The sequence below is a fragment of the Streptomyces sp. NPDC005402 genome (assembly GCF_040606575.1).
Taxonomy (GTDB): Bacteria; Actinomycetota; Actinomycetes; order Streptomycetales; family Streptomycetaceae; genus Streptomyces.
The window spans coordinates 1-24,159 of the sequence record NZ_JBEXFB010000053.1 but is presented as its reverse complement, the minus strand read 5'-3'; the positions used below and the strand labels follow the sequence as shown (position 1 = coordinate 24,159).

Genomic DNA, 24,159 nt, shown 5'->3' with positions numbered 1-24,159 from the left:
CTCGGCGTATTCGCCGTCGTCGTGTTCTTCCTGCTCATGCTGCTGCCCGCGGACGACTGGAATCAGCGTGCAGGCCGATCCGTGTTCTTCTCCCCGCGGCGATGTGGCCCCAGGTCGTGATGCACGAGCTCGACGACTTCGTGCCCTCGTGCAAGTTCGACGCGGTCAACAAGGCGGTCACAGCAGCGTGCGACAGTCGCGACGGCGTGACCGACGGCGTCATCGCGGACCCCCGGACCTGCCGCTTCAACCCCACCTCGCTGGTCGGCACCGTGACCCCCTGCGGCACGATCACGGCCAAGGACGCGGCCGTGGTGAAAAAGATCTGGGACGGGCCGCGACGCTCGGACGGTCGCCGCCTGTGGTACGGAATCCTGCCCGGCGCCTCGTTCGCCAGACTCGCCGTCACTGCGAACGGCGACGGAGTCCCGACTCCCCTCGCGTCGGGCTGGTTCACCTACTGGCTGGCGAAGGACCCGTATTTCGACTGGCACCGCCTGACCATGGCCGACTTCACCCACTACTTCGACCGCTCCCGTCAGGAGTGGGGCCCCGTGGTCGGCACGGACGACCCCGACCTGAGCGCCTTCCGTGCCGCCGGCGGCAAACTGCTTCTCTGGCACGGCCTGGCCGACCAGCTGATCCCTTCCCAGGGAACGATCAGGTACTACGAGCAGGTCACCGCCGCGATGGGCGGCCGGGCGAAGACCGAGCAGTTCGCCCGCCTCTTCACGGCCCCCGGTGTGGGCCACTGCAGGGGCGGGTCCGGTGCCGCCCCGGCCGACCCACTGGCATCCCTGGTGAAGTGGGTCGAACAAGGCAAGGCCCCCACCACACTGCGCGCCGAGAACGGGTCCATGAGCAGGCCGCTGTGCCGGTGGCCGGCCGTAGCCCGCTACGACGGACACGGCAGCACGACCGACGCCGCCAACTTCCGCTGCACCGGCCGCCAGTGACGCGCTGAGCGTCTCGGCCGGGGCGGGCCTCTGGAAGGTGACGATGAAACCCCCACGTCTTTGACCTGGGGGTTTCATCGTGGAGCGGGTGACGCGAATCGAACACGCGCTCGCGGATCGGCAAGCGCTCGCCCCGCTCTGGTCCCTGCCACGCGCCGTCGGGCTGGAGACTACGCCTGCGCAATTCCGCGCGTGGGGCTCGAACCCGGGCAAGGCGACAGCGGGCCCGGCAACACCGGCTGGCATCCGAGTCGGCCGAAGATCAACAGGGCCTCACTTCCGTGCGGTGTGGATGCGGTGATCCACCAGCCCGAGCGAGGCCCTGGTGCCGCCTCAGGACGATCCTTGTTCTTCAGGCGCGTTCGAGGAGAATCAGGTAGATCGCATTGGGCGCGAGGTCGACCGTCGCGGTGTAGGTCCTGCCCAGCCTGACGATCTTCTCCTCGACCAGTTGGAGGTCGGCCTTGGCCGGGTCACCGAAGTAGTTGCTTGTCGTCTGGTCGATCCGGTACACGCGCTCGCGGACCTGGTTGTGTCGGAGCTCCGACGGTATCCGGGACATGTTGACAGTGGCCCGATAGCTGCGGTCGCCTACGTGCTGCCAGTTCCAGACCATGAGCGACGCGCCCGTGCGGTCCTTCGATGCCATCGTGTAGAGACCGTTGTCTCCTTCGAGAGCATCTTCCGCGACGGCGGACACCCTGGTGTCCTTCATCTTGGACTGCATCAGCATCATGTTCCCGTAGGGGGTGAAGGTGTCCTTCAGCGGCCCGTTCGGGGTGCGGGTCACGAACTGGTCCTTGCGTTCCTCGGCCTTGTGTCGGACGTTCCAGTTGAACAAGTGAGTGTCGGGCTGGTTCGCGTACAGGTAGCCGTACGTGGCCATGGCGGCTGCCTGCCGGATGTAGTCCTTCTTCGGGTCGGTGTCGTCGTAGCTCGGTCCGGGGTAGATGCCTGTTTCGGTGATGAAGGCCGGGAGGTGCCGGTCGAGTCGGCGCTCCGTCAGCCATTTTCGGAGGACCTTCCGCTGTGACGCCACCACTCGGAGGTCGTCCTTGTACAGCTTCGCCGCCTGATAGGCGTCGTCCCACTCGAGGTAGGAGTGATAGGAAAGGAAATCCAGACGCTTGCGCGGGTTCCGGTCTGCTGCGTACGCGTCGAGGAAGGGCTTCACCCACTTGGGGTCCATCAGGGAGAGACTTGGCCCGCCGACCTTGATCCGGTCTGCAGGCCGCAGCCCCTTGTTGACCTTGTTGACGGCCTCGTAGAACGGCGCGTAGTAGCGATACAGACCGTCGGGCTGCAACGTCGTCTCGTTCGCGGGGTGTCCGTTGTGGCGCTGCTCTCCGTGGAACTGCCAGTCCGGTTCGTTGAACGCTTCGATGTACTTGACGCGCGGATACTGCTCTTTGAGGTTGCGGATGATCAGCTCGAGCGTCGGTGCCAGGTCTTTCCAGGGCTTCTTGCCCTCGACGAAGGCCGTGGGGTTCACATTCACCAGCAGCTCATCGGACACGGTGCTCGCGTCGGTGAGGTAGTCGTCCAGTATGGACAGGTCGCAGGACTGCGTCTCCAGGTGGCACAGGTTGAAGACGTTGCTCTCGGGCGGCGCCTTCGGACTGCTGACCCACACGCGGTAGATCTTGCCGTGCAGCCCCTTCTTGTTGAGGAACGCCACATCGTCGGCACGCTGCTGAGGCCATGAGTTGAGGCTCCCGAAGTTGTTGTGCTTCTCCGGTCGCGGCAGTTTGCCCTCCGTCGAGCCGAAGTCGACCCGAACCCCGGCGGGCGACTCAGGCGTCTCTGCCGCCAGAACCGCATCGGGTTGCGTGGAGATGAGGAGGACCGCTGCTGTACCTCCGGCCAGCAGCACTCGTTTCAGGGGGCGTCGCGTACGTAAGGGCATCTGTCGAAAACCTCGCTTCTGTGAAGGGTGAACTCGCTCTGCCCGGGGAGGACGGACTGGTCGATGGTGGGATCTCCGGGCTCCTGCGAGAAGATGGACACCGGGGCCGATGGCGGCAGTGTCCGGTAGGCCTGTCAGGCGTCGTTCGACGGCTTGTGGCCGGAGAGGGAGATCCATCGCGCCCGCAGTGCGTGAGCGGCGGCCTTGGGACGGCGGTCACGGGTGAAGACGCCCTTGCGGTTGCCGTCGACGCGATGGATGCCGGGGGACGTCTGGAAGTCCGCGAAGTTCCACACGTGTTCGCCCACGACGGCGTCGCAACGGTCGAAGGCACGGTGGCTGGCCGCCAAATAGGCCACCTGATACTCCTCTGTCCACGGCTGGTCCCAGACCGAGTGCAGCCCGGGCAGCGTGTCGGCGCCGTACTCGGTCATCAGGATCGGCTTGCCGAGCTTCTCGACCCAGACCCGCAGCTCGGAGTCCATGAGCGCTTCCGCGGTGACAAGGTCACCGTTGGCGATGTACCAGCCGTAGTACCGGTTGAGGCACACGACGTCGAACAGGTCGGCGATACGGTCGTTCTCGTGCGTGGTGAGCAGGGAGGCCGTGCTGCAGACGGGACGGGTCGGATCGAGCTTGCGGGTGAGTTCGACGAGCGGTTCGAAGTATTCGCGCGCGCCGTCCTCGTGGGTGGACGGCTCGTTGGCGACGCACCACATGACCACACTGGGGTGGTTCTTGTCGCGGCCGATCAACTCCCGGATGGCTTGGGCGTGCGCCGCACGCGTGTCGTTGTTGAGGGTGTCGTCCGAGTAGGTGGGCGGGTGCGGGCGGCCGGTGAGCCCTCCTTGAACGGCGAGGTTGAGGCCGACGGCGGCGGTTTCGTCGATGACGACGATCCCGTGCCGGTCCGCGAAGTCCAGCACGTCCTCGGCGTACGGATAGTGCGTCGTACGGAAGGAATTGGCGCCCAGCCACTCCATGAGCTGGAAGTCGTGCACCAGGTAGGCGTCGTCATGCCCCTTGCCGCGCACAGGGGTGTCCTCGTGCTTGCCGAAGCCCGTGAAGTAGAAGGGCTCGCCGTTGATGAGGAACCTGGCCCCCCGGACCTCGACGGTGCGCACGCCGAACGCCTGGTGATAAGTGTCGCGGACCGCTTCGCCGTCCACGATCTCGGCGACCAGGTCGTACAGGTACGCGGCCCCCGGCCGCCACGGCGTCACGTCCTCGATGCTCAGGGTGCCGCTCGCGCCCTGGCCCGCAGCCACCTCGGTGCCCGCGGCGTCCAGGACGCGGACGCGCACGGCGGCGGGTGCGTTGGTCCCGATCTCGTACTCCACCGTCGCGGTCGTCGAGTCGAGGCCGGTGACGACGGTGATGTCCTCGATGTGGACCCGCGGCACGCTGTGCAGCCACACCGAGCGGGCGAGGCCGGCGTAGTTGTAGAAGTCGTGATGGTACTTCTGCTGCCGACGGCCGTCCTGGGTGACGGTGATCGTGCCCGGCGGGATCGTCAGGTTGGTGAGTTCGTTGTTGACGCCGATCGTCAGGCGGAACTCCTGCCCCGCGGCGACGTGTTCGGTAATGTCGGCCTCGAACGGCGTGTATCCGCCAACGTGTTCGGCGACCAGGGTGTCGTCGACGTACACCCTGCCCTCGTGCGTGGCGGCGTCCAGACGCAGCATCACTTGTTCGTCCGACCAGCCACGGGGCACACGCACCAGGCGCTGGTACCAGACCCAGCCGACGTGGTCACGGATCGCGCTGTCGGTGAACAGGTCGTTGTAGCTGGCGGGCACGGCGGCTTCCAGACGGGTGTCGAGCGGCCCGGTCCAGGGGTGTTCGCCCGCGGCGGTGCCGACGGCGAAGTCCCACAGGCCGTCGAGGTTCACTAGTTCACGGGTGGCGGTGGAAAGGGGCTTCAGCATAGGTCCTCCGAATTCCTGTTTCTGGTCCGCGCCGGGCCGTCTCGCGGAGATGTCCGCAGGCTGGGTGAGCAATCAGCGAGGTCCCCGCTCATCAACCGAACTGCCCCGGACCGGTGCCTTGCTCGACGCGCTGAACCGCGCCAGGTTCCGCCCGTTCGCGCGCCAGAAGCCTGTGACGCTCCTGGCGGCGCTCGCGCTGTGCGACAGGGTCGGGGACGGGCGCGGCGAGCAACAGCATCCGGGTGTAGGGGTGTCGGGGCAGTGAGGTCACCTGCCCGGCGTCTCCGGTCTCGACGATCTCACCGCCTCGCATGACGCTCACGCGATGGCTGACGTGCCGGATGACGGCCAAGTCGTGCGAGATGAACAGGTAGGCGACCGAGGTACGTCGCTGGATGTCGACGAAGAGGTCCAGCACACGGGCCCGGGTCGTCAGGTCAAGGGCGGAAACGGGTTCGTCGCAGACGATCAGGCTCGGCTCGGAGGCCAGGGCACGGGCGATCGCCACCCTCTGCCGCTGTCCGCCGCTGAACTCGCGCGGCAGCCGCCGGGCCGCGTCCTTGGGCAGACCCACCTGATCCAGCAACTCCGCGATGCGGGCCCGCGCTTCGCGCGCCGTAGCACCTTGCGTCGTCAGCGGCTCGCTGAGGATGTCGCCGACGGCGAGGGCCGGGTTGAGTGAGCTGTACGGGTCCTGGAAGACGACCTGAATGTCCCGGGCGAGCGCGCGGCGTTCCTTGCGGGAGGCGTGGGTGATGTCCCGGCCCCGGAACCGGACGTGTCCGCCGCTGGGTGTCACCAGTCCGAGGACGGCCCGCCCGAGGGTCGTCTTCCCGGAGCCGGACTCGCCGACGATCCCGAGGGTCTCGCCCTCGCGGGCCAGTAGGGACACCCCGTGCAGCACCTCGTGGGGGCGGGCCCTGAAACCGCGTCCGGGATAGGTGACCCGCAGGCCGCTCAGGTCGAGCAGTGGCGCCGTCATCGCGCCTCCTTCTGCCGGGATTCGTCGGCGACGCCGGGCTGGTCGGTGCGCGCCGAGTGCTCGTCGAGGAGCGAGCCGAGCAGCGTGCGGGTGTACGGGTGCCCGGGCGCGCTGAACAGGTCGAGCACGTCCCCGGTCTCGACGATCTCGCCCTGCTGCATGACGGCGACGCGGTCGCAGCTGTCGGCGACCACCCCGAAGTCATGGGTCACGAGCAGCAGCGCCATGTTCAGTTCCTTACGCAGGTCGCGCAGCAGGTCGAGGATCTCCGCCTGCACGGTCACGTCCAGGGCGGTGGTCGGTTCGTCGGCGATGAGCAGCAACGGCCGGCTCGCGACGGCGGCCGCGATGAGGACGCGCTGCGCCATGCCGCCGGATATCTGATGCGGGTACGACGCGAACACCCGCCGGGAATCCGAGATTCCGACGCGGCTGAGCAAGGCAATTGCGTGTTCGCCGGCCTCACGCCGCGACATCGGTGTCGCCGTGCGGATCCCCTCGACCAGTTGTGAGCCCACGGTCGAGGAGGGGTCGAGGTTCGACATGGGCTCCTGGGGCACGTACGCCACGGCCCTTCCGCGCACACCGCACAGTTCGCGCTCGCTCAGGCCCAGGAGTTCGCGCCCGTCGAGGCGGACCGAGCCGCGGGTGACGACCGCTTCCGCGGGCAGTACACCGAGGATCGCGAACGCGGTCTGCGTCTTGCCCGACCCCGATTCGCCGACGAGCCCGAGCGTCTCTCCCGCCTCCAGGCTCAGGGTGACCCCACTGACCACCTCCTTCAACTCGCCCGAGGAAGTCGGGTAGGCGACGGCGAGGTCCTCGACGGTCAGCAGCCCTGAAGGCCCTGCCCCGGTCGTGAGTCCGGTCGTCGGCCGAGGTGCGGGCGCGGTGATCCTGGACGGCCCTGGCAGTCCGCCCTCCAGTACGTCCCGCAGCGAGTTGCCGAGCAGGACCAAAGAGGCGGTGATGACACCGAGCGTCAGACTCGGCCAGAGGAACTGGAGGGGTTCCTCGTAGAAGTTGGTGAACCCGTCGGCGATCATCGCGCCGAAGCTGGGGACCGTGCTGGATCCGACGCCGAGGAATGCGAGGCCCGACTGCACGCCGATGGACGCTCCGGCGAGAAACGCGGTGGCGATGACGACCGGGCCTCGGACCGTGTAAAGGATGTGCCGCGAGAGGATGCGCCGATCCGGCAGACCCGACACCCGGGCGGCGTCCACGTACAGCTCGTTCCTGACGCTGAGGACCAGGTTGCGGACCAGGCGGTAGACACCGGGCGACAGCAGCACCCCGAAGATCATCATCGTGACGCGGTAGTCGCCGTTCGTCACCGGGAGCAACACGATGAGCAACAGCAGCCCCGGGAAGGTCATGACGAGGCTGAACACCCACTCGGTGACAGCCCGCAGGCGCCGGTCGTAGTAGCCGCCGATCAGCCCGAAAGCGACGCCGATGGCGAGAGCGATGCCGGTGCCGATGAGTGCCGCGACGACACTGGTGTTGACGGAGCTGAGGAGCCTGGCGAAGATGTCGCGGCCGCTCTTGTCGCCGCCGAGGAGATAGCCGTGGCTGCCGGCATCGGCGTTGATCGCCTCGAGCGAGGCCTGGTTGGGTCCGTGATCGGTGATCAGCGGGGTGAGCAGGCCCAGCGCGACGATGACCAGCAGGATGCCGGCGCTGAGGACCGCCTGCGAGTCCCGCAGCAGCCGGCGCAGGGGTGACCTGCCGCTCGCTGCGGCCTCCGCCGGGTCGTGCCGGTCTCCCTGGCCGTGGGCGGGGGTGGCGTTGCCAGGTGCGGTGCTCATCGAATCCTCGCCTTCGGGTTGAGCCATCCGTTCGCGAGGTCGACGAGCAGGTTGACGCAGACCACGAGCAGAACCGCGAAGAGCGTGATGCCCATGATGATCGGGATGTCGCCCTGGAGAGAGGCGTTGAAGGCGTACGAGCCGAAGCCCGGCAGCGCGAAGACCTGCTCGATGACCAGCGCCCCTCCGAACATCTGCACGAACTCGAGGGACAGCACCGTCAGTGCCGGACCCGCGGCGTTGCGCAGGGCGTGGCGCAGCAGGATCGAGCGGGGGCGAATGCCGCGTGTCCTGAGGGTACGGACGTAGTCCTTGCGCAGTTCGTCGATCATGGCCCCGCGGACCTGGGATGTGACACTGGCGGCCCCGGCTGCCGTCAGGGCCAGTACGGGGATGGCGATCGAGGCCGCCCAGCGGGTGGGATCCTCCCCCAGCGGCGTGTATCCGGTGGCCGGGAACCAGTGCAGGCGCAGGGCCAGGAGCCATACGAGCCCGATGGCGATCAAGAGGTTCGGCACGAGGTGGCCGAACAGCGAGGCGCCCTGTGCGATCCGGTCGACGACTCCGCCGCGGGTGGCCGCCAGCACACCGAGCGTCACACCGACGACGGCGGTAAGGAGAAGCGCCGCAAGCACCACGGACAGGGTGACACCGAGGCGCGCGGTGATGGCCGACCGTACGGGCTCGCTGGTGAAGTAGGAGAGTCCGAAGTCACCCCGCACGGCGTGGGAAAGCCAGTCCAGGTACTGCACGAGCACCGGGCGATCCAGTCCCAGCTGCGCCTTCTGCTCCTCGATGTGGGCCGGCGTCGCGGAGCTGCCGAGGGTGCTGCCTGCGATGTCGTCGAACGACGTGCTCAGCAGCAGAAACGTGATCATCGTCACCAGGACTGCCAGTACCAGTCCCGCGATCAGGCGGCGCACCACATAGAGGATCATGCCGGGACTCACCCACCGGCCTGGTCGGCGAGACCGAACTGCCGGAGACTGTTCTGGGTAGAGGAGCCGTCCCCCTGGAAGACGATGCCCTTCTTGGTCACCCAGTTGACGCCGATGTAGAAGACGGGCGCCGTCCACGCGTTGTTCACCGTGAACGCATCGATCTCTTTGTACACGTCCACCGCCTTCGCGGCATCGGGTGCGCTGTTCGCCCTGAGCAGCAGCTGGGTCAGCCGGGGATCGGTGGAGGCGAACACGTTGCGGTACCCGTTCGGGGAGAAGTAGTCGCGGGTCTGGACCGGGATGGGGTCCAGACCGTCGACGACCAGTGCCATGGGATATTTCCTGGTGGCCAGAGCCGAGATGGTCTGCTGGGCCGGCACGGGGTCCCAGGTGACCTTGACGCCGATGTCCGCGAGCGACTGCGAGAACGTCGGCTCGAACGGCTTGGTGAAGTACAGACTCGGCATGTTCACCGAGAATCCGTCCGGGTAACCGGCCTCGGTCAGCAGCTTCTTCGCGCCGGCGGGGTCGTAGGGGTACGTGGTGTCGAGCGCGGGGTCGTAGCCCTCGCCCAGGGGGTGGTACAGCTGCTCCGTCTGCTTGCCGGAGCCCTTGAGGAAGAGCCGTACCATCTTCTCCCGGTCGAAAGCCATGTTGATGGCCTTGCGCACCCTTACGTCTCCGAGCGGCTTGAGCACCTCACCCTTGCGGTCGAACAGCAGGAGCGTGGCCACCGAGCCGGCCTCGATGTGCTTGGTCGTGAAGCCGGCCGACTTCAGCGAGCTCAGCTGCTGCACCTCGACGGACCCGGCGTTGATCTCACCAGCCTTCAACGCGTTGACCGAGGCGGCCCGGTCGGAGATCACCTTGATCTTGACGGTGGGGAACGGATAGGCCTTCCTGTTCCAGTAGTCGTCGCGCCGCTTGAGCACGTAGACCGACCCGTTCACCGTCGCGTCCTTGTCCAGGGTGTAGGGGCCCGAGGAGACCGGATTGAGCGCGGAACTCCTGGTCGTCATGGTCCTGGGATCGGCGACCACCCCGCCGGCCCCGGTCAGCGCGTGCAGCAGTGACGCGTCCGCGTGACGGAGCCTCAGTACCACCGTCCGGTCGTCGGGAGCGCCGATGGACTGTACGGCGCCGAGTTGCGTCTGGTTCTGGCCGGACGTCCTGACCAGGTCCAAGGTCGCCTTCACGGCGGCCGCCGTCACCGGGGAACCCGAGCTGAACTTCATGCCCTTGCGCAGCTTCAGGGTCAGGGTCCGGCCGCCGTCGGAGTACGTCCAGCTCTGTGCCGCGCCGGGCTGGAGTTTTCCGTCGTTGTCGACGAGAAGCAACGTGTCGTAGAGGGAGCTCCAGACGTAGGCCTGCTGTCCCTCGGTGAGTTGGGCCGGAGCGAACGAGTTCGGGGTGCCCATGATCGCCAGGGAGAGGACCGAGGTCGCCGACGACGACGATGCCGCCCGGCCGTCGCACGCCGTCGTCGTGAGCAGCACGGTTGTGGTGGCCAGGGCGGCCAGAGTCAGAGACCGGAGTGGGGTGTGCGGGGGTCGAATACGCATGGTGGCTTCCTTCGTCCGCCGACCGGAGGTTCTGAGGCCTTCGCCGTTGCCCTCAGCGGGGTTGAGCGCACAGCGGTGATCCCTGGAGGGGGCAATTCCTAACAGTCGTTCGACTTTCGATCGGACGCTAGAGTCATAAGGCAAGCACCGAAAGACTGTGGTCATCGTTCGTTATCAGATTGTTAACTGCTTGCCTCGACTCGATGAGTAAGGTGAGGCGGGCCCCAGCCGCTCGTCAGGTTTGCCACACGAATCCGCTCTGAGTTGACTGCGTACAAGGGTCCGCACGGCCATCGCGGACAACTCGCGAGGAAGGGTGAACACACCGTGAGTCAGGCGAAGGCACGCGGGCCGTACGCCAAGACGGCGGCCCGGCGGGAGGAGATCCTGCGGGCGGCGCGAGAGAGCTTCGCCGAGCGCGGGTACGCCGAGGCGTCCCTGCGCGACATCGCCGAACGTGCCGGCATCACAGCCGCCGGACTGCTCCACCACTTCAGGGGCAAGGAGGAACTTCTCGGTGCGGTCCTCGCACAGCGAGACTCCGAGGAGTGGGCGGAGGGTACGGCTCGGGTCGCAAGCCTGGAGGATCTCGCACCCTACTTCAGCGCCCGGCTCCGCAAGCACCAGGAACACCCCGAGCTGATGTGCCTGTGGATCGAGCTCGCCGCCGCCGCCTCACGCCCGGACCACCTCGCGCACTCCTACTTCGTCGACCGCCAGGCACACGGGCTCGCCCACCTCACGGAGGGGCTGCGGGAGTACGCGGAGCGCGGCAGACTGCGCCAGGGCATCAGCCCCACCAGCGCGGCGCTCATGATCGAGTCGATGCTCAGCGGCCTCCAGGGGAAATGGCTGCTGAATCAGGACCTGGACATCATCGAGCCTCTCAACGACCTGCTCCGTCTGCTCTTCGAGGCGGATGACGGGTAGGCGTCCTTGACCTCGGTGAAGGTCTCGAGGAGGCCCGGCGTGTCTCTCGGGCTCCCTACGGATCTGGGCATTCTCCTTGCGCAGGGCTGCCAGCTCCTCACGCACGGCGGCTTCGCCCAGGGCATGTCGTCGAGGACGGTGGTGGTCCAGACGTGCTTGCACGCCTCCCGCCGGGTCGACGACCGTCTGGTGGCCCTGAGCGGCGTCGAGTACGTCACCCTCAACGCCGACGGGCTGATCACGAGCCTGGACAACGGCATGGTGACCGCGGACAGTCGACTCTGACCGGCCCGCGCCTACCCGGTGGTCCGCCCGCCTGGTACGCAAGAGAGCGTCCGTGTCCGACATATCGAGGACCGTACGCACTTCGAGGGCGGCGAACTGCACTCTCGTCCGACAGAGACGGTGGACGAGAGTGCCGTCCGTGCGATGAGTCATGCCGCTGCGCGCAGCGACTTGGGCACCGATAACCGCTCGCCGCACGCGCCGAGCTTCCTGGTGGACGGCCAGGGCGTCGGCGTGCCGTTCCAGCCGGGACAGGGTCGGCATCCGTAGCGACCAGAACTCCTCGACCTGCGGATGCCGCCTCGTCAGCCTCAACAGCTCCGCGGCAGCTGTGTCGTACGCCCTTCGTCCATGAGCGAGGGGACGTCCTCAGAGCACGGGAGAGGCTGTTCACCGCAACCACAGCTCCCGGACAGCGGACGCGGCGAATGTACTCGTTCGGGTTCCTGGCGCGCCCCCATCGCGGTCAGCGCCAGGCACCGCGAGGTCTTCAGCTCGAGCGCCACCTTCTCGAAGCGAGGAAAAAGTCATGTCGTGCCCAAGCCGGAACCATGGGTGAGTAAAATCCGCAAGATCGCGCTGACGTGCCCCTGACGTCTCTCCCTGAGGCGCACTCATTCGTTGACACCTTGGCCGGGCGAGGAAAGAATAGGCCATTCTCTCGGGCTAGCTGAAGCGGTCTCCAACGCGAACTTGGCGCACAGTAAAAGGTGATCGAGAAATGCAGTCACAGACATCCGCGGCCATCGATACCCGTCAGCAGTATGTCCGTGCGTTGCAGTCGGCCCTCAGTGTGGACGAGGTCACCGACGCGTTCATGCGGGCCGGAGCACCGATGATCCCTTCAGATGCCCACGCCGCGTACCGACTCCACGCAGATGCCGGCGAGGTCGGCATCATGGGAGTTTCGGCGCAACAACGCTTTCTTGACGATTACGAGGATTACGGCAGACGGGATGACCCAGTCCTCGAAATCGCGCTACGCGAACTGAGGGCCATCGATTCGTCTCGTGTCACCCGTCCCGATGTATGGGAGTCGAGCGGTGCGCACGCGGCGCTGGGTATGGCTGGATTCGTCCACTCGCTGGAGGCGCCGGTGATAGTGGGCGGGGTTGTCTTCGGCACTCTGAACTTCGCGCGGGCGCAGAGCCGTCCCAGGTTCAGTCGGAGGGACCTTGTGGCAGCCGGGTTCATGGGTGAGCAGCTTGGCCTGGCCATGGAACGGGCTTTGCGCTTCGAGGCCACCGGCCGCCGTGTCGGCTTCCTCGAGCAGGCGCTGGACTCGCTTGCGCAGCCTGTCGTCGTCACCGACCTGGACTGCCGGACGTTGTTCCGAAACCGGGCCGCACGCAAACTGGAGGCGGGCGGCGCCGACGGGTTGGGCGGTCCTCTCGACGTACCCATCGCCGAGGCGATGGAAGAATTCCGCACGAACGGCCGGCGCGTTTACACCGGGAGTGCCCACGACCCCGGATCCGGCGAGCATCTGATCACGAGGTCCCTTCACGTGTCGCAGACACAGGACGTCGCGGTCACCTTGGTGTTCAAGGCCGATAGTGAAAGGATGCGAACCCTGCCGGCCTGGAACGTGCTGTCCCGGCGAGAGCAGGAGATCGCCGAATTGGTCGCTCAGGGTCTCAGCACCAGACAGATCGCGGAACAGGCCTTCATCACCGAGAACACGGTGAAGCAGCATCTCAAGCGCATGTTCGCCAAAGTTGACGCGCGCAATAGGGCGGAACTCATCCAGCGCGTTTGGGCGCATGGCGGTAACGCGGGTGCGATGGGTTGACCCCCTTCTGTGGCCCCGCGGCCGCACTCTCGCCGTACGCCGCGTACGAGAAGCGGCCGCGGGGCCACACGTGCTGCGCAGCCCCTGCGGCGATGGCAAAGACACTTGGAAATCAGTTGCCGCCACACGGTCTCCGTTCGGGTGTCACCGGTCAAACGGCAGATAGGGGCCCCTGACGTCCGGTTCCCTTGCCTCACTCGTCAGCGAAGTCTTTCTCGGTGTGCAACTGCGTTCCAACGGACCTTGTAATCACCCTGATCGTCACCCCGTTGTGAAGTCGTTCAGGAGCAACTGCTCGAAGCATCGCGGCTCTTTGCCCTGCACCGTCGTCGTCATGAGGTCCGTTCCCGGCTGGAGACCCTGACGCCCCGCGAGCGAGAGGTGCTGCGACTGGTGATCAGCGGACTTTCGAGCCAGGTCATCGTTCAGCGGCTGGGCACCAGCGTCAAGACGATCGATGTCCACCGGGCTCGGACCACGTCCAAGACTGAGTCGGAAAGCCTGGCCACTCCGGTCCGGGATGTGCTCCAGAACCAGATCACCGTCTGAGCGTCGGCCGCCCCCGAGCGCGTAGCCGGGGTTCCTGCACTGACCAGCGCGGCGAAGCCGAGCGGGGTGCGCATGGGTGCTCGGCCCGGTCGATCACGGTCGAGATCAGCCGCGAGGGTGGCTGCCTCCTTCACGGCGGCGGTCACCCTCTTCTCTCTTCGGAGGTGGTCAAGAGGCTTTCAGCAGGCTGCTGATCCGTTTCATGCGCCGGATGGGGGCTCAAGGTCCGCGAAAACAGACAACATCTGATCCACTCCGGTCGGAGCATCCTCGGGCGGGCTGAGGAGTTGTTCGGCCCAAATGGTCTTGCCGGTGGCGGAGTAGCGGGTGCCCCAGCGATGGGAAAACTGCGCGATGAGGTAGAGCCCGCGCCCGCCCTCGTCGGTGGTCGCCGCTCGGCGGATGTGCGGGGATGTGCTGCTGGCGTCGCTGACCTCGCAGATGAGGGTCCGATCGAGGATCAACCGCAGTGTGATGGGGCCATTGGTGTAGCGGATGGCATTGGTGACCAATTCACTGATGATCAGTTCAGTGGTGAAGGCGGAGTCCTCCAGATTCCACTGCTGCAGTTGCCGCAGGACAAGAGAGCGAGCGCTGGCAACGACGGCGGGGTCTCGCGGCAGGTCCCACGTGACGTGGCGCTCGCAACCGAGTGCTCGCGTCTTCACGAGCAAGAATGCCAGATCCTCGTCGGCCGGCAGACGTGGAACCACAGCGTCGGCTATCGCCTGGCATTTGTCTTCGAGAGCCTGGTCGCTCAGCCCGACAGTCGAATGGAGTCGGCCGCGCATGACGGCGTCCGTAGGCCAGGCGTGAGCCAGGCTCTTGGTGTGGAAGAGAAGGGTGCTGCCCTCGGCGAGTTCAACCTCCGCAAGCTCGAACACAGGGTCCCCCAGCCCCAGGGGCTTGCTCGGCGGCAGTTGAGGGAAGCGGACCTGCCCCGTCGGATCAGCGATCATGGGCGCAGGGTGTCCAGCACTTGCCATCACGCAGCGGCGAGATATGGGGTCGTAGATCGCAAAGAGGCAAGTCGCACCCATCAGCCCCTCTGCGATGGGTGCGGCTCCCTTGCCATGCTCGCGCTCCACCAAGCGCGGCACCATGTCGTCGAGCCGTCCCAGCAACTCGTCAGGAGTAAGGTCCAGTTGCGCCAGAGTGCGTACCGCAGAGCTGATCTGGCCCATACATGCCGCCGCCGGGATCCCTTTGCCTGGTACGTCTCCGACTACGAGGGCGACGCGTGCTGCCGGCAGCGGAATGATGTCAAACCAATCGCCGCTCACGCCGGCGTACGCCTTGGCGGGGATGAAGCAGTGCACAACGTCGAGAGCTGTCTGGTCCGGCACGTTGTGGGGGAGCATGCTCCTGTGCAGCGTCACAGCGGCTGTGTGTTCTCGGATGTAACGCCGGGCATTGTCGATGCAGACTGCGGCGCGGGCGGCAAGTTCTTGGGCGAGGACGAGATCATCCCGTTCGAAGGGCCCAGCACGGGCACTGCGGTGCAGGTAGGCGAGGCCCAGCGTGACGTCGCGTGCCCGCAGCGGCACCAGCATGCCGCAGTTCTCTCCCTCTTCGAGGAGGGATCGAGTCCGAGGGCCGAAGATGTCGCGGAGCCCCTCGGCGTTCAGGTCACGCATGGACAACAGTGCCGGTTGACCATTTAGGAAGCTCTCGGACTGAAGGGAGTGAGCGGGGATGGTCAGCAGATCTCCCATCTGGCCGGGTCCCTCAGCAGACGTGCCCACGGTTTTGCGCGCCACATGGCGCAGCACGACGTCACCGGCATCTGGAGGCCGAGGCTCCTCGCCCTCTGTCACACCTGCCATCAGGTCGATCGCTGCGAAGTCTGCGAACCTCGGGACAAGCAAGTCGACCAGTTCCTCAGTGGTTGTGACCACATCGAGCGACGTCCCTACCCGGGCTCCGGACTCGGCGAGGAAAGCCAGGCGCTCACGGGCCCAGTAGCGGTCGGTGACGTCGATCACCGCGTCCGTGACCCCGATGATCTGGCCATCCCCACCGGTCAACGCGAAGGAGGAGACGTTCCAGACATGCTCCCTTTCCGGGTCGGAAGGGGTTCGTCCATGGTGCAGGGAGTTGATCACGGGTAGTCCAGTGTCCAGCACCTTTCGGAGGCGGTGCTCGATCGCTTCCGTGTCGAGTTCTGGAAGCACTTCGCTGATTCGTCGCCCCAGGACGTCTTCCCGGACGATTCCTTGCAGCTTGACCAGAGAGTCGTTCATCCGGATGTATCGAAGTTCGGTGTCGAACACCGCGAGGCCGATCGGTGACTGGGTGAACAGTCCATCAAGGATGGACTGGTCCTCCTGGCGCTGCAGCGGCTGTTCGCTACTGGCAAGGACCAAGGTCCGGTCACCGCCTGGCTCTGTTGAGGTGAGTGGGACGAGGTGAAGTTCGAACTTCAGACGGTGGCCCTCCCGGTGCCTGAGGACCGCAGCTCGACCACGGCTGTCGTCGGCCTCGGCGCGTTCAAGCACTCCACCGGGGACGTCCGGAGGCATTCCGGGCCACAGCACAGCCGCCGGCCGTCCCACGACCTCGGTCGTCTTGTATCCGAGGGTCTCCTCCGCCTCGGGGCTCCATGCGGTTACGATGCCCTCGTCATCCAGAACGAAAGTGACCACAGGTCCGACGGCACGAGAGTCCGCGATGCGGCGGGTTGAGGACACGCTCACCGGAGTATCCATCCGTCCGACCCTGGCCATGGATGCATGAGGCCTGACCGTAGGCATTTCAGGCCATTTTCCACTGTACTGGACATCCGGGATCCCGATGGGGTGGGAACCGTGGCTGTCCCAGTCGATCATTGGACCAGCGCCTCCCTTTGTGGCTCGCCCTTGCCCTCACCAGTGATGTTGCAGAGCCATCGGTGCGTCATCTCCGCGATGTCCGCCCAGTTGCGGTCGAGGGTGACGCCATGACCGAAGCCAGCCGCGTAGCGGTAGTCCGCGCCCAGCAACCGGGCCAGCCGATGAACAGCGGCCGGATCGGACAAGGCATCGTGCTCAGCCGCGAGGACGAGGAGCGGCCCCGAGATCCTCACCGGATCGACAGTGACGCTCCACTCCGTGGTGACTTGGGCCACTGCCCGTGGGGACTCCGGGACGAGGAGCTCGTAGTACCGCCGGGCAAGCTCCTCGTCGGTTCCGGAGAAGAACAGTTCTTGCGTCAGCTCGAACGGCGGCGGACCCCACATCTGAGTGGGATCGGTTGGTACCTCGAGTTTGTCGGGCGTCGCCTCCCCTGGGAGGCCGGGTGTCAGGAGCACCATGCCCGCGTGCCGATTGCGTTCGGCGTACTTCAGGCTCGCGAGTGCACCCATGCTGTGAGCGATGATGATCGGTGGCTCCTGGAGCCCGGAGGCCACCGCTTCGATATCGGGGGCGACGTCTTCGATGGAACGCCGGAGAGCCTCTTCCGGCGGCAATGACTGTGACTTTCCGTGACCTCTCCAGCTCAGAGCGTGGCAGTTCCAGCCTCTGGCTGACAGGTACTCGGTGAAATCGTCCCAGCACCACGCCCCGTGGAGTCCGCCGTGCACCAACAGCACGGGGGTCGGCCTGGCGGTCGAACCGGGAGCAGGTCTCCGCCTGGCAACATGGATGCCGCCGACTTCGTAGTCGACGATGTGGTTTGGCATCGCGTTCTCCTTTGCCCCGGGCGATCCGGGACGCTCAGTGGTCAGAAACGAGATCGGAAACAACGCCGCTCAGGTGTCCCAAGAACGGCAGGAGACCCGTGCGGTCGTGACAGTTGAGGTATTCCGCCCGGGCACCGCCCGCCGGCACGACGTAGACCTCGTGACCGAGAACCACGGTGACGTCGGGCGCGAAGTGCCGGGCCAACTCGCCGAAGCTCTGCAAGATGGCGAGATGGGTGGGATGCTTGTGCGCCCAGGCCTCGAGGTGCGCGAGCGACTGCCACCAGGCCAGCGTGGCAGTCTGGACCTGCGCATCAGCAGGGTGGTGGACGTCGATCTTGCGGATGCTGAGACACCCGGTGTCGAGGGGGTTTTCCGACAAGTAGTCGACCCCCGCCTGATACACCGGAAGCATCTTCTCCTCGAACCAGTCGCGCTCCGCATCGGGGCAGTGCCGCCACCCTTGAGGTGACCGGATGAAGCACATGTTCTCCGGTACCTCGAACGAGACGAGACGGCTGTCGGACATCACGGCGGCCGGTGACAGCTCCGTTACTGTTCCGGGCAGCCCACTGTCCTCTGCGTCGTGGATGCGGTCGCGCATCGACCCGAAGTAGGAGTGGTACGGGTTGAGCTCCTTCGACCGGTTCTTCGCCATGCCCCACCGTGCATCCTGCGTGGAATACGACGTCTCCAGTCGGCGGGCCGGTACCTGCAGCGACTCGACCCAGAGCCCGACGCTTCGTTCGCCCGGTTTCGGCACCCAGGATTCCAGCGGGTGCTCGGCATGCCATCGGCGGTAGGCGTCCCCCGAGACCCAGTACGCCAGGAACACGTCGTTGACATGGCCGGCCGCGTCCAGGTGTCGTCCGGCCTCGATCTGATACACGGAGGCGTCTGCTTCCAGGGCGTGCAATACCTGGTCGCGCATGTCCTGGACGTCGGTCCCTGGGTGGTACTGGATGCCGATCTGCGCCATGACGGCGGCGTCCAGTGACGAGAACTCCGAACTGTAGGCCGAGTAGGGGTTCTGGAAGTCACTGGCTCGGATCTTCGTCACCGCTGGTTCCTCTCGTGGTTCCTCTGGTGCTCATGAGCCAGCGTGGCTGCCCGCCACCGGATGGGGCAGACCTCAAGCGAGTACCGTTGCGGGGTTGGGTACTCGTTGGGATCCACCGAGCCTGGTGCGCCCTGCCGCGTCCGCGCCCGAGCATCCCCGAATGGGTAATCTTCCGGACACGGCGGTCCACGGTGGCTGCTACGGGGTCAGCACACTTGACCGCTTTCCGGCATTGGGTTGATCCTCGGATTGGCGCGAGCGGTGAGACCGTCACGTGCCGGCCTTCCGGGGGACCGACTGAACATGAGGGTCTCGGGACACAGGCGAATGACGACGGAGCACCGAAACGAGCACTTGATGGTGGCCAGCCAGGCGAGCATCGGTCGTTTTACCAGCGAAGGGCTTCAGACGTGAACTCTTCGGTGAGCAGCAGGCTGCTTCGATTCACTGCCGAGGCGGGGGCCTGCGCGGAGCAGGACCTCCAGGCGAAGGTCCTTGATGAGCTCGGCCGCGTCGTTCCCGGAAAGGCCGCAGGGGTGTACCTCTTGGGCAGCGTGGGGAACGCAGCATCGAGCGTCCAGGCCTATGGAGTGAGCGACTATTTCCTGGCCAAGTATGAACATCAGGGTCGTGACTCGGACCTGGTGCTGGAGGCGGTGCTGACCAGTCGTTCAGCGGTGACGGAAGCTGAGATCTACGAGCCGGCCGAGTGGATGCTTCTCCCTCTGTACCGACAGGTTCTCGCCTTGCACAGCATCGCTCATACGTTGCAGGCGCCCCTGATCGTGGCGGGGGAGGTACGGGGCACCTTGAACGTAGCCCGTACGTCGGACCAGGGCGCTTTCGCCGTGGGAGAGCTGGCCGTCGTGGAGGCACTTGGCCGTCTCTCCGGCCTGGCGATGGAAAGTGCCAGGATTGCCGAAGAGCTCGGCAGGCGACTCGCACGCGCCTCCGCGGCTCTCGACCTGATCGACGAGCCGGTGGTGTTGACCGACATCCGCACCGCCGAACGCACCGCGAACGCTGCGGCGCAGCGCATCATCGGCGGTCTCTCCGGCGGCCGGACGTTCGACGACCTCCTGGCCTGGTCACGCGACGGAGCGGCAAAGGCACCCGAGGGGACGATGCGTCCCTGCGAAGATCCAGAGACCGGTCTGAAGCTACGGTCGACGCAGCTTCCTGACGACGACATCCTCATCACAATCATGCACACCCCGGCTGAGGCACCTACCCATGCACGGGCATTGATTCAGGAGGCCCTGAGCCCGCGGGAGTACGAGATCGCGGACCTCGTGGCCTCGGGCTTGAGAGACGGGCAGATCGCCGAGCAGCTTTTCCTCAGTCACCACACAGTCAAGAAGTACTTGAAGAGCACCTACCGCAAGCTGTCACTGCGGTCACGCGTGGAGCTCACTCGTGCCATGCACGGCGGCGCCTGAACCGTCAATCGCCGATACGTCCGGCGGCGCCTGTCGGGCAGCGACAGCAGGCCCAAGGCCGGCCGCAGCAACGATGCTCCGAAACACGGCCGTCATCCCAAGCCGCTTCATGACCCATACGAACACGAGGCGGCGAGGTCTGTTCGCCCGTCTGCGCGGGCTCTGGATCGCACAGATCCGACCTCTAGGATCAGCCTGCTGCGGTGCCGCCGCGTCGCAGCAGGGCGGGCAGGCCAAGGCCGTTCTGGGTGAACAGTCCCTCGGAGGCGGCGAGTTCATCGGCCGCAGCCGAGTCCGATCCCGCTCGCAGGCCTCGCATGTACCGCACTATGGCCAACACGCGCGGGCTCTGGATCCTTGCCGCCACCTGCTCCGCGGCCCCCAGCGCGGCGGCGAACTGGGGGCTGTCCCGTGCGGCGAGGAGCACGACCCGCGCCCATGATTCCAAGGCCTCGGCATACAGGCCCACATCTGCCAGGCCGACTCCGGCATCCAGGTGGAGACGGATCGCTTCGGCCGATCTGCCGTCCGCATCGGCGAGGAGGGCCTTGCACTGGGCCACCTGCGCGGCCGGGGCGTCCAGCCACAGCATGGCATTCGACCGGGTCAACTCATCGACCATGTGCCGACCGGCATCGATGTGCCCGGCCAGCAGCGTCACCCGGGCCAACGCGGCCCTTGCCGGTACGGCGACCTCCGGCAGATCGAGTTCCTCCACCAGCCGCACCGCTTCGGCGAGCAGCACGGCGGCGCCGCGGAGATCGCCCCGGGCCTCGCGAGCCATCGCCCGCCGCAGCAGCGCTCGCTGTTGGGCCCACTTGTCCGCGCACCGACTGTAGTGTTCGGCTGCACTCAAAAAGGCCGCCTCAGCGTCGGCGACACGTCCGCGCGCCAGCATTCCCAGCCCACGCGCCACCGAGGGTGCGGCCATGGTCCACACATTGCCCGAGGACATCGCCAGCCGCCGCCCCTCCTCCAGGACCGCGTCCCCCTCTTCCCAGCGGCCGAGTCGGTGCAGCGCGTGCGCCCGGCCCACGTAGGCGAGCGACAGGTCCGCGATCCGGACGCTTTCATGCCCCCGGGCCGCGTGTTCGGCCTGTTCCCCAAAGCGCACGGCCTCCCCAAGGTGACCGAAAGCCGAACCCAGGTGTGCAGCCCACGCGAGGGCCCGCACTCGGATCCCCACGTCCTGTGCAGGCAATGCAAGCGATCTGGTGATCAGCTCCCAGTCCGCCGTACGGCCGCCGCGCATCCACGTCGTGTATCCGAGTGCACCGACCAACTGGTGGGCGACGTCACCGAGGCCGCGGTCCAGCGCACGCTGGAAGGCCGCACGGATGTTGCCCTCTTCCAGCATGAACGTGCGCACGGCCAGCGCCTGACCGGCTCCCACGAGTCGACGACTGCAAGAGGTCGCCAGAGAAACATAGACGTCCACCTGGGCATGTATGACGCGTTCGGTCCCACCTGTGGCCTCCAGCTTCCGGGCGGCATAGAGACGGACGGTCTCCAGCAGTCTGAACCGCTCCGGAAAGCCTTCCGCCGCCTCGGCCTGCACCATCGACTTGGCCGCCAGCCGTCCGAGCAGGGCCCGGACGTCGGTGTCGTCCTCGCCCAGATGAGTCCACAGTTTTCGCACCTGCTGGGGCAGAAACGATCCGCGGAACACCGACAGGCGGTCCAGAGCCTGTTGCTCGCGGCGGTCGAGCAGCTGGTAGCTCCAGCCGACCACCGATTCCAGAGTGCGGTGCCGGTCCGGGCCCCTTCCCGGGCCTCGGTCCAACTGCCGGAACCGATCGTCCAGCAGACGCTCCACGCCGGCCGGACCCAACGCTCCGGCACGTACCGCCGCCAGTTCTATCGCCAAGGGGATGCCGTCGAGTTGATGACAAACACGGCTGATGGTCCGTACGCCGGCGGCGTCGACGGTCAGACCCGGCTGTACCGCCTGCGCACGGTCGAGGAAGAGCCGGACGGCAGGCAGTGTGGCCAGAGCCACGACGTCGTCGAGGTCCGAGGGCACGGCCAGCGGCGCGACCGGATGAACGGCCTCACCGGGAACACTGAGCGGCTGCCTGCTGGTGGCAAGGATCGTGGTCCCCTCTGTGCCCGCGTTCAGCGCGGCAGAGAGTGCGGCGGCCTCGTCCGCGACGTGTTCACAGTTGTCCAGGACCACCAACACCCGACGACCCTTGAGCGCCTCGCACAGCGTCCGAATCGGACTGAGTCCTCGGCTGGCTGTCCCGCCCGGTAGCGTCGCGGCACTCAGCGAGCCGAGAACGGCCAAGGCCAGATCATAACCAGGCGCGTACGGCACAAGATCGACCACGACGACACCATGAGCCACCGCCGGTGCCCGGCGGTCGATCAACGCCCGCGACACCTCGAGCGCGAGCCTTGTCTTGCCCACGCCGCCCGGGCCGGTCAACGTGAGGATCCTGGTACGGCCGAGAATCTTCAGCGTCGCATCGACTTCCCCCTCGCGGCCGAGGAAGGACGTGGCGGGCCGGCCTATGTTCGTCGGCCTGGACGGCTTCGCTCCGGAGCCCGCCGCGTCCGTGTCCCGCAGGATGAGTCGCTCCATCTCCTGCAGGCGAGCCCCGGGCGCGAGCCCGTATCGGGCGTCCAGCACGCGCCGAGCCTCCTGGTAGACGGCCAGGGCATCGGCCTGCCGTTCCAGCCGGGACAGGGTCAGCATCCGTAGCGACCAGAACTCCTCGACCTGCGGATGCCGCCTCGTCAGCATCAACAGCTCTGCGGCAGCCGTGCCGTACGCCCCTTCGTCCACCTCCGCGGTCAGACACTCCTTGAGTGCCTGCAATCGCAGCTCAGCGAGGCGGTCGCTTTCCTCCGCGAGCGCAGGGACGTGCCGTACATCGGTATAGGCGGACTCGGACCGCCAATGCGCCAGCGCACGCCGATACGCCTCGGCCACGCCATCCACCCTGCTCCGCTGGCGCAGTCTCCTGGCCTCGGACAACGCGGTCTCGAACCGCGCCGAGTCGACGGCCTGGCCGGGAAGGTCGAGGAGGTAGCCGCCGGGCACCGCACACAACACGCCCGGGCCGAGCACGCGCCTCAACGACGACACCCGGGCCTGTACGGCGTTACGGACCCCGGGTTTGGTTGCCTCCTTTTCCGCCAGCCCCCATACCTGTCGCACGATCTCCGTGGTTGCCACAGGCCGCCCCACGGAGCGGGCAAGCAGCCCGACGAGACCTCGTGTCCGCCCTCCCGCGATCTCCAGCCGCCGGTCGCCCGCGTGGAGCTCCAGTGCTCCGAGGACTCGCACGTCGAAGGCGTCACTGTGCGGTTCACCTGCCTTCACGGCATCCTCCTGGTTCTGACGTCCCACAGGGAGCCGGAGCGCCCCGCGTCGCCACCCTCAGGACGTTGGAGAGGTCGCCCATCGCCGCATCATGTACCTCCTGTCACGGCTATGCCGGAACCGGTGGCGTTCACCCCACAGCTTTCCGATGCGCCGCCGCTATGGGGAGGCCTGGTCGCCTCAAGGTGTGAAGCCGCCTCACTGGTCGGCTCTCTCGGTCTCGGTCTCGGCCGCGGCGGAGACCTTGCGTTGATATGCGCGGAGTCCGAGGAAACCGGCAGCGAATCCACTGATGAGGCCGCTCAGAGCATGATTCAAAGCATTGGCCGTGGCGCTACTCGGCACACCGATCAGCGCATAGTTGATGAGGGCGCTCACTACGGCCCCCATCAGTCCGCCGGTGAGACCGCACATCAACGAGGCGCGCATTGCGGACGGCCGGTTGGTGGCCGGCAACGGTGTACTTGGCGTGGTCATTGTCGACTGCTCCTCTTGGTGGGAATCACATCTACTGGGCTGACTCAGTGGTCACTGATGCATTGATCAGGCGCCTAGGGTCAGCGCCTGTGGCGGACGGCTTTCGCCGGCCGTGCCGTCGGGCGAAGCACCTCAGATCTCGATCCTTGGTGATCGGTCCAGCCGGTCGTTATTTGTCCAGAAGGGCCGTGGGCGAGGATCGGGGTTGCCGTCGGCCCGCCGAGGCCAGTCCTTGGACGGCCTGGCAGTCGAGCAGGAGCGCGGGTACGTGGGCCGGACATGCGCTGGAGAGGAGGCTCATGCCGGTGACGTGGTGGGCTACTACGTCGCAGTGGGCGGCCCTTCGGCTGCTCGCGCCTCATGGCCGGGTTGACGACGATTGTCAGGGGTCCACACCGTCGGCAGTGTCACCCGGACGGGGACAATCGGTTCTTCTCTGCCTGAGCTCCTGCGACCTTGACGGCGGCCGTGGCAAAGTCCAGATGTGCGGCCAGCCGAGTCCAGGCTGATGGCCACCGGGATTCCTGGTGGATGGCCGTCTGACCAGTGGTG

The 24,159-nt window shown here is 66.5% G+C and carries 17 protein-coding genes and 1 pseudogene; 6 read left to right on the top strand and 12 right to left on the bottom strand.

Annotated elements, in window-relative coordinates; translation table 11 throughout:
* The first annotated feature begins 101 nt into the window (after window positions 1–101).
* Window positions 102–956: a tannase/feruloyl esterase family alpha/beta hydrolase gene (locus tag ABZT02_RS44860; protein WP_356028996.1), complete on the top strand. Its 855-nt coding sequence runs from the start codon at window positions 102–104 to the stop codon at window positions 954–956.
* Between the two features lie 352 nt (window positions 957–1,308).
* Here the strand turns inward: ABZT02_RS44860 and ABZT02_RS44855 are convergent, their stop codons facing one another.
* From ABZT02_RS44855 to ABZT02_RS44830, 6 genes are all read right to left on the bottom strand, one after another.
* Window positions 1,309–2,862: a hypothetical protein gene (locus ABZT02_RS44855; protein ID WP_356028994.1), complete on the bottom strand. Its 1,554-nt coding sequence runs from the start codon at window positions 2,860–2,862 to the stop codon at window positions 1,309–1,311.
* A 134-nt stretch (window positions 2,863–2,996) separates the two neighbouring features.
* On the bottom strand, window positions 2,997–4,790 hold the full coding sequence (uidA, locus tag ABZT02_RS44850) for a beta-glucuronidase (RefSeq protein ID WP_356028992.1): 1,794 nt from the start codon (window positions 4,788–4,790) through the stop codon (window positions 2,997–2,999).
* 91 nt (window positions 4,791–4,881) lie between these two features.
* Window positions 4,882–5,772: an ATP-binding cassette domain-containing protein gene (locus ABZT02_RS44845; RefSeq protein ID WP_356028990.1), complete on the bottom strand. Its 891-nt coding sequence runs from the start codon at window positions 5,770–5,772 to the stop codon at window positions 4,882–4,884.
* The gene (locus ABZT02_RS44840; RefSeq protein ID WP_356028988.1) at window positions 5,769–7,583 is read right to left on the bottom strand and encodes a dipeptide/oligopeptide/nickel ABC transporter permease/ATP-binding protein; all 1,815 of its coding nucleotides are present in this window, start codon (window positions 7,581–7,583) and stop codon (window positions 5,769–5,771) included. The genes ABZT02_RS44845 and ABZT02_RS44840 overlap by 4 nt, the downstream gene beginning before the upstream one ends.
* Window positions 7,580–8,521 carry an ABC transporter permease gene (locus ABZT02_RS44835; protein WP_356028986.1) on the bottom strand — a complete coding sequence of 314 codons (942 nt, stop codon included), beginning with the start codon at window positions 8,519–8,521 and terminating at the stop codon, window positions 7,580–7,582. Before ABZT02_RS44835 ends, ABZT02_RS44840 begins: the two co-directional genes overlap by 4 nt.
* 8 nt (window positions 8,522–8,529) lie before the next feature.
* On the bottom strand, window positions 8,530–10,086 hold the full coding sequence (locus tag ABZT02_RS44830) for an ABC transporter substrate-binding protein (RefSeq protein WP_356028984.1): 1,557 nt from the start codon (window positions 10,084–10,086) through the stop codon (window positions 8,530–8,532).
* A 327-nt stretch (window positions 10,087–10,413) separates the two neighbouring features.
* Between ABZT02_RS44830 and ABZT02_RS44825 the strand changes: the two genes are divergently transcribed.
* On the top strand, window positions 10,414–11,016 hold the full coding sequence (locus ABZT02_RS44825) for a helix-turn-helix domain-containing protein (RefSeq protein WP_356028982.1): 603 nt from the start codon (window positions 10,414–10,416) through the stop codon (window positions 11,014–11,016).
* Window positions 11,017–11,055: 39 nt separating this feature from the next.
* On the top strand, window positions 11,056–11,301 hold the full coding sequence (locus ABZT02_RS44820; protein WP_356028980.1) for a hypothetical protein: 246 nt from the start codon (window positions 11,056–11,058) through the stop codon (window positions 11,299–11,301).
* A gap of 183 nt (window positions 11,302–11,484) precedes the next feature.
* On the opposite strand, the pseudogene ABZT02_RS44815 reads toward ABZT02_RS44820, so the two are convergent.
* Window positions 11,485–11,628, bottom strand: a pseudogene (locus ABZT02_RS44815) (BTAD domain-containing putative transcriptional regulator); the annotation flags it as partial.
* Window positions 11,629–12,022: 394 nt separating this feature from the next.
* Between ABZT02_RS44815 and ABZT02_RS44810 the strand changes: the two are divergent.
* Together ABZT02_RS44810 and ABZT02_RS44805 are read left to right on the top strand one after the other, a co-directional pair.
* A complete protein-coding gene (locus ABZT02_RS44810; protein ID WP_356028978.1) occupies window positions 12,023–13,093 on the top strand; it encodes a LuxR C-terminal-related transcriptional regulator in 1,071 nt (356 codons plus the stop codon).
* 291 nt (window positions 13,094–13,384) lie between these two features.
* A complete protein-coding gene (locus ABZT02_RS44805; protein ID WP_356028998.1) occupies window positions 13,385–13,642 on the top strand; it encodes a LuxR C-terminal-related transcriptional regulator in 258 nt (85 codons plus the stop codon).
* 200 nt (window positions 13,643–13,842) lie between these two features.
* On the opposite strand, the gene ABZT02_RS44800 is transcribed toward ABZT02_RS44805, so the two are convergent.
* Genes ABZT02_RS44800 through ABZT02_RS44790 form a run of 3 tightly spaced genes read right to left on the bottom strand, consistent with a single transcriptional unit; the run spans window position 13,843 to window position 18,363 of the window.
* On the bottom strand, window positions 13,843–16,470 hold the full coding sequence (locus tag ABZT02_RS44800; RefSeq protein ID WP_356028976.1) for a SpoIIE family protein phosphatase: 2,628 nt from the start codon (window positions 16,468–16,470) through the stop codon (window positions 13,843–13,845).
* A complete protein-coding gene (locus ABZT02_RS44795) occupies window positions 16,467–17,303 on the bottom strand; it encodes an alpha/beta fold hydrolase (RefSeq protein WP_356028974.1) in 837 nt (278 codons plus the stop codon). Before ABZT02_RS44795 ends, ABZT02_RS44800 begins: the two co-directional genes overlap by 4 nt.
* 34 nt (window positions 17,304–17,337) lie before the next feature.
* Entirely contained in the window at window positions 17,338–18,363 is a 1,026-nt protein-coding gene (locus tag ABZT02_RS44790; protein ID WP_356028972.1) for a phenylacetaldoxime dehydratase family protein, read from the bottom strand.
* Between the two features lie 410 nt (window positions 18,364–18,773).
* Here ABZT02_RS44790 and ABZT02_RS44785 point away from each other — a divergent pair, with 410 nt between their 5' ends.
* Entirely contained in the window at window positions 18,774–19,802 is a 1,029-nt protein-coding gene (locus ABZT02_RS44785; RefSeq protein ID WP_356028970.1) for a LuxR C-terminal-related transcriptional regulator, read from the top strand.
* Window positions 19,803–19,992: 190 nt separating this feature from the next.
* Here ABZT02_RS44785 and ABZT02_RS44780 read toward each other — a convergent pair whose 3' ends face one another.
* Window positions 19,993–23,130 (bottom strand): BTAD domain-containing putative transcriptional regulator, encoded by a 3,138-nt coding sequence (locus tag ABZT02_RS44780; protein WP_356028968.1) that lies wholly within the window; start codon window positions 23,128–23,130, stop codon window positions 19,993–19,995.
* Between the two features lie 198 nt (window positions 23,131–23,328).
* Window positions 23,329–23,607, bottom strand: coding sequence for a hypothetical protein (locus ABZT02_RS44775; protein ID WP_356028966.1), 279 nt, complete (start codon window positions 23,605–23,607; stop codon window positions 23,329–23,331).
* Between the last annotated feature and the right edge of the window lie 552 nt (window positions 23,608–24,159).

Coding starts and splice junctions, on each gene's coding strand:
- ABZT02_RS44845 (WP_356028990.1), bottom strand. CDS start 5,772: ATGACGGCGCCACTGCTCGACCTGAGCGGCCTGCGGGTCACCTATCCC.
- ABZT02_RS44835 (WP_356028986.1), bottom strand. CDS start 8,521: ATGATCCTCTATGTGGTGCGCCGCCTGATCGCGGGACTGGTACTGGCA.
- ABZT02_RS44860 (WP_356028996.1), top strand. CDS start 102: ATGTGGCCCCAGGTCGTGATGCACGAGCTCGACGACTTCGTGCCCTCG.
- ABZT02_RS44775 (WP_356028966.1), bottom strand. CDS start 23,607: ATGACCACGCCAAGTACACCGTTGCCGGCCACCAACCGGCCGTCCGCA.
- ABZT02_RS44840 (WP_356028988.1), bottom strand. CDS start 7,583: ATGAGCACCGCACCTGGCAACGCCACCCCCGCCCACGGCCAGGGAGAC.
- ABZT02_RS44855 (WP_356028994.1), bottom strand. CDS start 2,862: ATGCCCTTACGTACGCGACGCCCCCTGAAACGAGTGCTGCTGGCCGGA.
- ABZT02_RS44830 (WP_356028984.1), bottom strand. CDS start 10,086: ATGCGTATTCGACCCCCGCACACCCCACTCCGGTCTCTGACTCTGGCC.
- ABZT02_RS44795 (WP_356028974.1), bottom strand. CDS start 17,303: ATGCCAAACCACATCGTCGACTACGAAGTCGGCGGCATCCATGTTGCC.
- uidA (WP_356028992.1), bottom strand. CDS start 4,790: ATGCTGAAGCCCCTTTCCACCGCCACCCGTGAACTAGTGAACCTCGAC.
- ABZT02_RS44810 (WP_356028978.1), top strand. CDS start 12,023: ATGCAGTCACAGACATCCGCGGCCATCGATACCCGTCAGCAGTATGTC.
- ABZT02_RS44800 (WP_356028976.1), bottom strand. CDS start 16,470: ATGATCGACTGGGACAGCCACGGTTCCCACCCCATCGGGATCCCGGAT.